This window comes from Rhodococcus sp. MPR-R1B, assembly GCF_058793255.1.
Genome location: NZ_JBXAFO010000056.1, coordinates 1 through 10,569, shown reverse-complemented (window position 1 = coordinate 10,569; position 10,569 = coordinate 1). Strand labels below are relative to the sequence as shown.

Here is a 10,569-nt window from a genome sequence, read left to right as displayed (position 1 = left end):
GGACAGGAGACCGGATGATCACATTCACGCCCCTTGCTTCCAGTGAACTTCGCCTGCGAATCGACCTCTCCAAACCCTTAACGCTCACGAAACAAAGGACCTGGAGAAGAGCATGTGGCGCCTGGAAGACGCCGAGAAATCGCGATCCGAAGCCATCGAGAGGTGTTGCGTGGCCAAGTCTCGAGGACTTGCGCTTGCGAAGCAGATTCATCCGTTTATACTCGCCGGTGTACCCGATCTCCTGGTTTCCCGCGCACGGGTGGGTGTCGTGCGGGGCCGCCCCGCCAACTCCGGACTGAATCGGACACCGCTGCGATGCACGCACTTATCGAGACTGCGGCGACAAGCGAAACAACCACACCAACAAACCGATCTCACGGTTTACCCCCTAGATCCCAGGTCAGCTCTCCGGTTATGACGTCGGCGGTCCAACCGTCGAATTCACTCCCGTTGGCGATCGCCGCAAGAAGTTCGTCGAACATGTACGTGAGACTGGTCCACTTCTCAGGGTCCTCGTCCGCGCCGACTTTGTCGTGCTTCAGCACCTCGCCCCAATTACTCCCGGCACGCGTATCCGTCACAAGTAAATATCCGTCGCGCTCGGAATCTATCGGCGATGGACGACATCGGAGATGGTGGCGACGCGAACAAGCGTGGCCTCACGTTCGGAAAGTCGCGGTCTCGGTTCGGCCCATGACACCTATGTGGCGGGTTACCTTATGGGACAACGATATTTCCGTTGTCTATCCCGTGCTGAATGGAGGCGATGCACTGCGCACGGGTCTGTCCCGTATTTCCCATACACGTTTCGATGAACGATTCATCAGCGGTCGGGTACGGACGATTGGTTGTCGCCGGTGGCGTGTATGGCGTAGCGATTCTCGTATTCGGTGCTACACCGGGCGATGTCCACCACATTGCACCGTCGGTCGCGCCGCCAGCAGTCACTGTGGTTCTTCCTCGTGGACCGCATTCTTCTCTCAGAGTCACAACCGGTATCCACGGCTGTGTCTCCTCAGTGGTGGCCTCCTCGTAGTACACGGCAGCGGTGGTCGTTGTCCGCACCGGCGGTGACGGGTAAGTAGGTTCAATCGTCGACCTGGGAACAGCACTGGCGACCGTGGCGGTGACCGGCGCGGCCTGACCGTCATTGTCGGAAGAGCACCCCCTCGCGGTGAGCCCGACGACGGCGAAGGCCAGGGCAGCAATTGTCCGTTTCATGCCCTGACTCGCACATCATGTGAACGACGGTCGAAACCTAGTCCATTCCCGACGGACGGAAACTAGTCCACGCCGATGCATTCACTGTGCCGCGTTGTCCGCTCTCACGGACGGCAACGTATCGATTCCAGTGTTTCTGAGTCGATAACTCGCCCCTTTCAACGTCAAAACCTCTGCGTGATGGACGATTCCGTCGATCATCGCGGCAGCAACCGCCTGATCGCCGAACACGTCACCCCACCGACTGAACGCCAGATTCGATGTCAGGATAAGTGAGGCATGCCCGTAGCGACTCGACACCACCTGGAAATCAGGTTCGCGGCGTCCTATTCGAACGGGATGTAGCCGACTTCGTCGAAGATGATCAACCCGATCAATCGTCGACGCGCCAGCTCAACCGGCAGCCTTCCCTCAACGTGAGAGGTTTTGACTCTGACCACGCAATCGACGGCGGTAGTGAACGCCACCCGGCACCCGGACTGGGATGCCATGATTCCCAGCCTGATCGCCAGATGCGTTTTGCCGGCGCCTGGAGGCCCAAGAGCACCACATTGTGTACTTGGATCAGAAAGCCTCGGGTTCCCAGATAAGCCACCGTTCTCGGCTGAGTGAGGGCTGGTACTCGAAGTTATACTCCTCCAATGATTTTCGTGTCAGAAGTCCAACTGATCGGATCCTGGTTTGAGTTCCGGACGATTCCCTCGCCTTGACGTCTCTCGACAAGGTGGCGGCGAGATAATCCTCGTGGTTCCATCCGTCGCTGCGGGCTTGCTCCGCTAGTTGTGCTGCCGATTCCCGAATACGTGGCGCTTTCAATTTCTGGGCGTAGTGTTCGACGCCCTTGAGTGGATCCACGTTTCCCATTACTGCACCGCCTGGTCAATAGATGTTGTTCCACAAGGAATTCAACTCCGAATGCACGGTCGAAGTCGCCCAGATCGCGCATCATCCGATCCTGATCTACGGTGGCCGGCGTCGGGTTTTGAAACTGTTCTCGCCACCGGGCGGCCGATTCCACATGCAGTGGATCACTGACAGTCAGCCCCCGAGACCACCGCCGTTCGTGCTCGGCGAGAACTCGACCTTCACGAGTGACCGCTACCTGGCGCAGATCCGCAGCGACCTCGACCAGGTGTCCGATCGCTGACGGATCGACCGAGTGGTCGTTTCCGTGGACCCGAACGTAGGAGTCACGAGGCAGGCGGATCCGCGAGCGTGCGACGGTAAACGGTGGAACCGGCGGCAACGACAACATCGCCGCGGTGTCGACGGACACCAAGTCTATCGGGCGAACACCGATCCGGCGGACAACTCGAGAATTCACCACCGCGAGCCAATTGGCCAGTTGGGTGTTGAAGTCCTCAGGTAAACGAAACGTTCGACTGGGCATGAACGAGGCTTCCAAAAACTGGTTGACGCGTTCGACAATTCTTTTGGACTCGGGGTCGTGCGGATTGAGCTGGATCAGTGTCGTGGCAACCGTTCCGACGAATGCGATCACCGGATCCGTCAGCCAGTCGCGGCGGCCGATACCGGATTCATTGTCCCACCACAGACGGTGAGGGAGGGCACCGAGATCATGTGAAAGTAACTGTCACATGCCGGCGACCAGGTCCGTCGCCACTCGGCTAGGCAGCATCATCGCGGTGATGAATCGGGAGAACGCAGCAACCATCACCAGTAACGGCGGGGCGCCACACTGGCCGTCGCCGAGCGGAATCGACGCCGGCGGAAACGACGCCGGTGGAAACGACAGATCGCATTGCACAGGCCCGGATCGTGCTGGAGGCGGTCTGATGGGTCGGCGGGGGCGTATTCGGGTCGGATTGCCCAGACTCGTTCGCGTAGCCAACTGATCGATCCGCCGCATCCGATGCGTTCGGCGAGCACAGTGACCGGATCGTCGGATGTTTTGAGAGCAGCGCCCTGATCTTCGGTTCCACGGCACTGATCGCGGATTCAACGGGTGGTCGCTGATATTTCGGTGGTCCGTCGCCGGCAAGGGCGTTGGTGACGGTGTCACACGCCGTACCGAGTTTGGTAGCGACGGCACGTTTCGACAGCTTTTCGCTCTAATAGAGGTGCCTGATCAATGCCCAGTCTTCCATGGAGATCACTCATTCAATCTTGGTTGGGTGGCCTAGTTTTGGACCGCAGTTTCTGGACTAGTTTTCAACCGTCGGCAACACGGCTGCCGGCGGCCAAAGCGGACTATAAAGAGCGCGCGGGCTCCCATCCCCAATATCGGCAGGAGTCGCCAGTCGCCGACGCACGCCAGAAGTGACTAGTGAGCCCGATTCCAGGCCAAGACTGCCATTTGCCCGGACACCGCACCAAGATCGCACGCGTGGTCATCGGTCAGGCCGAACACCGCGCGACTGCCCTCGCTGTGATCACCGGTGATGTTCGAAGCGCAGATCCACCTCATCGGGATCGAGTTCGAGGTCGAGAACAGACACAATACCCGGCTGATCGCTATGAGGATCGTCATGCACAGCAGGCCGCAAGTTAGGATTGTCCTCAACGTAGCTCATTCCATCGGCGAGAAAAGACCGTCGGGCCAAACGCGCCTTATTCGCATAGTCGGGTAGCTCACGAAACAGCTCAACACCCGACAGTCCCTCGTCGATATACTCTTTAATTCCCTGACCATCTGGAAACCTTTCGGAAAGCTCACCGCGGCTAAATGAATCAGCGACAAAGACTCCCTTGTGCATTTCACGGAAAATGGCGTCCGGCGTTGACTTGTTCAATCTCATCTTGAGATGATGGGATACGGATGGGCAAACGAACGTGAATAGCCTTGACCAAGGCAACATTTCAGGCATATAGCGAGGAACATACGAACGCTTCCGCCAGTCAGCAGCGCTGGACCCTAGATGCAGATCCATGACGATCCGCGAGGACATCACACCGCAGCCCCATAGATCTTGCCTCGACCCGCCGCAACCGCAACTATTGAAATAGTGGTCCGATTCGAACTTTTCGAGAAAACGATTCTCACGCCATCCATTATAGAAGACGTGAAACGGATAGGTAGCGTCCCCTTTGGTGCATTCATCAATCAATGTCTGGTACTGATAATCGCCTTCAATTGCGCCGGGATGGTCCAACTCTCTGTACGATGCGTCGTGAACACGTTTCGCTTGGATCCTCAAACGAAACCAACCCAACCTGGTCGACCCGATCCACCATTCCCAGTCCGCGCCGACTTTTTTCTCTGCGTTCTGGTTGAAACGCCGGACTGACAGTTCAGGGTGGGATTCCATAAGTTCAAAAAGATTGTGATCAGTGATCGAGTCCTCGCGCATCTTCAACCCGGATGCATCACCGACTAATACTCGACGCCAAGTCATTCGAGACAAGGCATCCATATCGGAAATGAGGGCAGCGAGGTTCAATACCATTCTGTCAGTATCTCAGGGATAGCTCATCAGCACCAACATGATCACCACCGGCGTCATCCCCCACATCGTGTCCGCCTATAGCGTAGCCAGAAGCCGCCTCACTTCGGCGAATCCCAGGCCGAAAGGAGAACCGGCCATGAACGGCGACGAAGACGATGCCTGACTACTGCACCGCCACGGGTCGAGATGGGAAGAGATCGGCATCGCGATGGATGTGTCGCAACATTGTACGATCAATCGCCACCGCATACGAAACACTCATCCATCGCAGGCCTGAACGCACAAACACCCCGTTCTGACCCCACCGACACCTGCAATTAGTGCCAGATCACGCACAGTCCGCACACCAACCCGATCAACCTCGGGCCACATCCACGAGGAGAAGATAAGGTCGCCCAAATAATCGGAGGCCAACTCATCTGAGTAATCAGTGCAGCACTCGATCGAATCGTCGACACACCCATGCCAACGCACCGACGGCATAGACATCCACACCTAGTAATGCCTCACCGCCGCCTCACTTTAGCTCGCCGGACAGTGGCACTGACTTGGCACAACAAGCCTGCGAAACTACATCGCGCTCAACCTGTCATCCAACTGCTGATCCGCTGCTTCGCACCGATGTCCAAAACCGGCAACCCCGACAAACTGATGCAGCCTGAACACCTGATTGGTTTGCGCACGAAAGCGACCAAACCAGAGATCGAGCTACACCGCGGCTCGATCAGGCAAGGGGTTGCCGATCGCTCAAGCGTGCCTCATCATCAGCCCCCCTACGACGGCGCGAGCAGTAAGCACGGAACCCGCTGCCATAAGCCTCTGTTAGTTGCCAATCTAGGCTGCGGAACCCGTCGGGATCGGCGATTTGTCTCTTCGGCAGGTTACTCTTCAGGTTCCTGTTCGACGGCAGCGAAGATCACTGAGCGTTGGAACAGTGGCCTGACGATCAAGCGATTAAAAGATCGCATGATCTCCTTAGTTGTAGGCCGTCCACTCGTTGACGTTCGACGCGTGCGATTTGAAGGATCCACCTATATCGATCAAACCGTTGTCATTCCACGGCAGTCAAACCTTACTTCCGGGTCGCATTCTCTTGACACGGGCCGACGGAATGAATTGGGCAGACATTGCTCGGAAGTCCAAAATTGTCCGACGTCTCAACCATTTTCGCACCATCGGAGTCGTTGATGGCAACGACGCGCGCAGTGCCGCCAATCCCCGCAGCCCCAACCCTTTCGTCCGCGTCCCAGCCTTGAGAATTTGCGAGTTTTCGGGTAATTTCAGCCCACTCTTGTAGGCTATCCCCGATAGCCCCGTTGAAGCTCATGGCATTCAATTCTTCAGCAAAGTCTGAGGAAGCGTGAAGTACGGCACTGTTAGATGCTTCTGCGTAGGCAGATTGGAGAATTGCCCGAGCTAGTACAACCGAAGCCTCGACATCCAATCGGAACCCATTGTTCGCCATTTTCACTAATTCTTCGGTTTCCGTCGCAAATTGCCCGCTTGCAAGTTCACCCATAAGTAAGACATTCCCAATAATAGGTTCAGGGCGGGGATTCAGGTTTGGCTTCGATGGAACAGTTGCCGTTACTGGTTCAACTGCCCTCGGCCCGAACGGTACACAAAGCCAAGTCAGATCATCCTCACGGGTGGGTTTGCATTCGCACCCAGCGACAGATGTCGACGGGGTGCCGGCGGGACGCCCCTCCCCCGGTGAACACCAGCACTTTTCGCCAAAGTCACCCTCCGCCGACCACACAAAAACCGGATTCGCGCTGGTGCAGTTTTCGCATTGCTGTCGATCCCATCCCTCACAAAACTGGCAGGTTACGCAGTGGTAAAGCATTGTGCTGCAATCGCACTGCTGCCCTTCGTTGAATTGTTTGAGTGCGTCCACGAAGTACGAAATGAACTCCTCCGGACCAGCGATGCCTACCCCGGAGTCGATTCGTTCCTGCACGAACGACTTTTCAACCGTGGCGATAGAGACGTTGCCGATCGTGGCGCGACCGCTCGAAGCGGTCACGTAACCTCCGTCTCCAATGGGAAAGACACGGATCTTCTCTGCGTCATCGGTTTTGATGTGTCTGGGAAAACTAGGCCTACACGTACGACCATCAGAAGCGATGACGTAGCCGTTGCTTGCGCGAGCGAAAATGATGACTGTCACACGTTTATTAGAGCCGATCTCCCAATCGCTGTATGGGCGACGCGCCGAACCGAATCAGATTTCTGCAGGTCATGCTTCAGCCGCACGTTGCGCGCTACCAACGCAGCAGCGACTTCGAGCGCAGCCCACGGTCCGATGGAGACAATCAACGGGCGCTCGAAGTATTCGTGGGGCATCGCATTGAGTTTCCGCAATCTGGAGTACTAAACTCTCTCGATCATTAATCTAATCCAAACAGCCTCGGGAACGCATCAATGCACTCTACGTCCGGAAGAGTCAGCTGCGCAATCCTACATGACGCAACCACACAGTTATCCTAGAATTGGACTCTATCAACGGTTCTCGGGTAACTGTCGCTCGCGTACATAATTACTCAGTCAAAAGCGAAGACGATCGCATCAATTATCGATGCGACACCTGACCAATCCCCGTCACGTTTCTCTTTGACCTTTGTCCGAAATTCCTTTGCAATACGCTTTTTATGCCGCGATTCCGCGAAATCGAACTGATTCACTGGCGGATTTCCCACGAACCCAATTTCACGGAGCGGCACCAGTACCCCATTTACTGTGAGAAGCTCCTCTCCAAGGTACATCTCCAAAAATCCACCGAATCCATTAACATCAAGCAATTCGGTATTCACAGCGCCCGCACGGAGAACTGGATATGCCCGAAGAAGTTCAAGACTCGGGTAATGGACGACGCGAAATCTGTCTGGAAGTTTCAGTTTCTTCAAACTCTTAAGCGCATCTTGTGCGGCACTATCATTGTCCACAAGTACGACTATTCGATTTGCGACGCCGGCTGTCACAAAATTCGTCACAATTCTTGTGAAACGGCCTACTCCTCCTTCGACCTGCAGATCTCCATTTCCTTGGTAGTTCAAAAACTGAAGGAACCCGACGAGGTGCGGATGTGTAATCTGCATACCTTTGCTCAAAAGCTCAGAATCACTGCGACCCTCGGTCAGAACAATGAGAGGAACTTCGGCTGCGACGGCCCTCGATCCCTCCGCTCGCGCCCGTTCGGCTATATTAGCACCTGGCCGAAAGTACAACCCAGATATCATATCCCGAAGCTCGTAGAATATCGACGCCTGAGTGTTTTCCAATTGGTCTATTAATAACGCTAAAACCGAACGCGGGTCCAAGTACTGCTCCACAGCATCAGGAATCGGCGGATACAATGAATCGTAGGCTGGATCGTCAAATATTTTACTTGGCGACACATTGACGGACAGTGATATTCTGTCAAGAATATCACTGTCTGTGAGAAAGACTTTTTGTCCATTCTCAAATAGATCTTCGGGGTTGAAGACTGCTTGATCCTCAGAATTTTCCGATTCCACACACTCATGCCACGACGCGACAGCCCTCCGCAAATCTTCGAGAACCCGACCACGCGTGAAACCTCTTAAAATCAATCGCTGCCTAACTTCACCAGCTACCGAACGGTAACCATACGATCTTTCATCTCCCTCGAGATCGTCAACTTTTTCATTTTCGGAAAATAATGCTGCTATCATCGGGATGTATCCTTGCTGGGCATAAACATAGGCGCCTTCGCCGTCGATTTTGATGTAGCTGTCAAAGCTCATGTTTCAGGCGCTCCCTTCTTCGGTGGGTTGTCTGGTCCAGCGACCAGAATGAGTCCAAGCTAACCACAACAACTGAGATAGATCTGGGCGTCGCCGAGTCTCGACCTAGAAGAACCGTGACGCCAAGTTTACGACTCACTCAGTGCGCTGAACCTAGAAATAAAAACGTATCAATTTCTGTGAGGGCCTCGCTCATGTCATCCCAACTTGACGAGGTTCCTATCACGTATTATCAGGATCGAGCAGCTATCGACATCGGTCTGCACTTCTTCGTCGATGCTCCAGGGAACAACTACAAGGCATCCAATCACCGAGTTGGTTTCAGGACATTAGCAAACGCATGATTCTTGCAAGAGGATACCTTCCCGAAACACGCCGGACTGCGCATGCTCCCGGAGGCACTCACGAGCCCCGTCATTGTCGCGACTATGGTTCCCTGGACGGTTCCCTGGACCTGGCTCCCGAATTGTCCTTCAGGACCGTCAGTTACCGTTAGTGATGATACTGAAGAATTCACTCTTGCCGAGATTAGCGGCGGGATTGCGTGCGCATGGCTTCGACAGCAGCCACGAGGTCTTCATCTTCCACCGCTGTCTCGTTCCATTCGCTCCAAAAGTTTTTCGTGGCACTAGTCGGTTTGACACTTGGCGGGTCAAGCCGGATTCGAGTCGGAAGAACGAGTGCGTCGCCGAGGAGTAGGGCCTCTCCTACATCCAGCAGCGGAAGTGCCGCCGTGAGCCCTTCCAGACTGTCGGGCATAAGTCTCCGGATGACTGCTTGATCCTGGTCGTTTGTAAGTCGGAGCACCATGAAATTGTTGCATTGCGACAGAACCGTGCGGCTGACGTCGGATGGTCGCTGGCTCACGACAAGCAAAGAAATCCCATATTTTCGTCCCTCTTTCGCTATGCGCTCGAACGAGTCGAGCGCACGCAGTTCTGCGGCTCCGGCAAGCCCGGCAGGCAGGTAGAGGTGTGCCTCATCGCAGACGAACGTCACCGGCGTGCGCTTCTCGTCTGTTGTCCAAAAGTGGATTTCGTAAAGCACTCTCGCTAGTACCCCTACAACGATGGGCAGGACATCGCTGGGGACCTCACTGAAGTCAATGACTTTAATGCCAGGTTTGGTTCCGAGGAGATTCTTCGCGAGCTTATGCAACCACGCATAGTCGACTTCGTCCTCGGATGGTGCGAACATGAATCCGTAGCGTCGGTCCTCGATTCGCGCTCGCATACGGCCAACGAAGCGAGTCAGACGACCGTAGTATGGCCCCTGTTTTTCTCGATTGTTAACGCCAGCGACCATCTCCACGTCGTCGGCGTCCAAGCGCCCGACCAGCTCGTTCAAGCTGTACGGCACAGGGCTGTCCACCGTAAACCTGTCGATTAGTTCGTCCTTGCCCTCGTGCTCTAATCGTTCGTGCTTGAGAGCACGAACGTGGTGTGTCAGTCGCGCGGCCTGATTCGGAGCATTCTCCTCGGAACGGTCAAGGAGGAGGGCCTGCATCTCGTCCTGGTTGAGCAACCACCAGGGTAGATACAGAGCTAGACCGTCTTCATTTTCGTCACCTGGACCAGCGACACGAAAGCGCTTCGCTATTGGCTGATCACCCTGCGCGAGCGGCGTGTACTCGCCGTGCATGTCGAATACGATTAGGTTCGGGTGTGCAAGCGCTTTCGCTCGCTCAAGGATCAGTGCAACTGCCCAACTCTTGCCTGAACCAGTACTCCCTAGCAACGCCGCATGCCGCTGAAAGAGTCGGTCACCGTCCGCCACGGCTCTCGCGGAAGGATCTGCAACGAAAGTGCCAAGCTGAAGCTGCTTCTCTGGGTCTAGATGCATGGCTAGAAGCCCCATAAAGCGTTGTAAGTTGACCCCGTCGATGACCCAACACGATGATTCAACAAGTGGATAGCTATCGGCGCCACGCTTAAATGTGTTTTTCTTGAGTCCGTCAACAGTCTTATACGTGCCGAGCAGAACTACACGAAGCAAGTCTCGCTGACGTGTCTCGGTTGGCGCTTCGCCTTCTAACATGAGGTCGTCGAGAATGACTTCGTCCTGAAGGTCACGCGTCACGCGATCAAGCACACCGACCTGTCAACGTCGGATGAAAAGTGATCGGTGATCGTCGGACGAAAATTCACCACCCGGCTTGGATTTAGTCCCTGCTG

General features: G+C 55.3%; 7 protein-coding genes and 2 pseudogenes. 1 reads left to right on the top strand and 8 read right to left on the bottom strand.

Annotation, left to right across the window (positions count from 1 at the left end; all coding sequences use genetic code 11):
• Nucleotides 1-374: 374 nt before the first annotated feature.
• Nucleotides 375-581 carry a hypothetical protein gene (locus AC1Q61_RS32290; protein WP_492651452.1) on the bottom strand — a complete coding sequence of 69 codons (207 nt, stop codon included), beginning with the start codon at nt 579-581 and terminating at the stop codon, nt 375-377.
• 721 nt (nt 582-1,302) lie between these two features.
• Nucleotides 1,303-2,085 (bottom strand): annotated as a pseudogene (istB, locus tag AC1Q61_RS32285) (IS21-like element helper ATPase IstB).
• A 22-nt stretch (nt 2,086-2,107) separates the two neighbouring features.
• On the opposite strand from istB, the gene AC1Q61_RS32280 reads away from it, so the two are divergent.
• A complete protein-coding gene (locus AC1Q61_RS32280) occupies nt 2,108-2,368 on the top strand; it encodes a hypothetical protein (protein WP_492651453.1) in 261 nt (86 codons plus the stop codon).
• Here AC1Q61_RS32280 and AC1Q61_RS32275 read toward each other — a convergent pair.
• The 6 genes and pseudogenes from AC1Q61_RS32275 to AC1Q61_RS32250 all read right to left on the bottom strand — a co-directional run.
• A pseudogene (locus AC1Q61_RS32275) lies at nt 2,309-2,476 on the bottom strand (Mu transposase domain-containing protein); the annotation flags it as partial. The gene AC1Q61_RS32280 and the pseudogene AC1Q61_RS32275 sit on opposite strands and share 60 nt — an antisense overlap.
• 339 nt (nt 2,477-2,815) lie before the next feature.
• Nucleotides 2,816-2,989 carry a hypothetical protein gene (locus AC1Q61_RS32270; RefSeq protein WP_492651451.1) on the bottom strand — a complete coding sequence of 58 codons (174 nt, stop codon included), beginning with the start codon at nt 2,987-2,989 and terminating at the stop codon, nt 2,816-2,818.
• 625 nt (nt 2,990-3,614) lie between these two features.
• Nucleotides 3,615-4,628: a DUF6615 family protein gene (locus AC1Q61_RS32265; RefSeq protein ID WP_492651450.1), complete on the bottom strand. Its 1,014-nt coding sequence runs from the start codon at nt 4,626-4,628 to the stop codon at nt 3,615-3,617.
• Between the two features lie 1,072 nt (nt 4,629-5,700).
• Nucleotides 5,701-6,654 carry a hypothetical protein gene (locus tag AC1Q61_RS32260; RefSeq protein WP_492651449.1) on the bottom strand — a complete coding sequence of 318 codons (954 nt, stop codon included), beginning with the start codon at nt 6,652-6,654 and terminating at the stop codon, nt 5,701-5,703.
• 517 nt (nt 6,655-7,171) lie between these two features.
• Nucleotides 7,172-8,395, bottom strand: a complete 1,224-nt coding sequence (locus AC1Q61_RS32255; RefSeq protein WP_492651448.1) for a HEPN/Toprim-associated domain-containing protein — start codon at nt 8,393-8,395, stop codon at nt 7,172-7,174.
• A 528-nt stretch (nt 8,396-8,923) separates the two neighbouring features.
• Entirely contained in the window at nt 8,924-10,474 is a 1,551-nt protein-coding gene (locus AC1Q61_RS32250) for an ATP-binding protein (protein WP_492651447.1), read from the bottom strand.
• Nucleotides 10,475-10,569 lie beyond the last annotated feature (95 nt).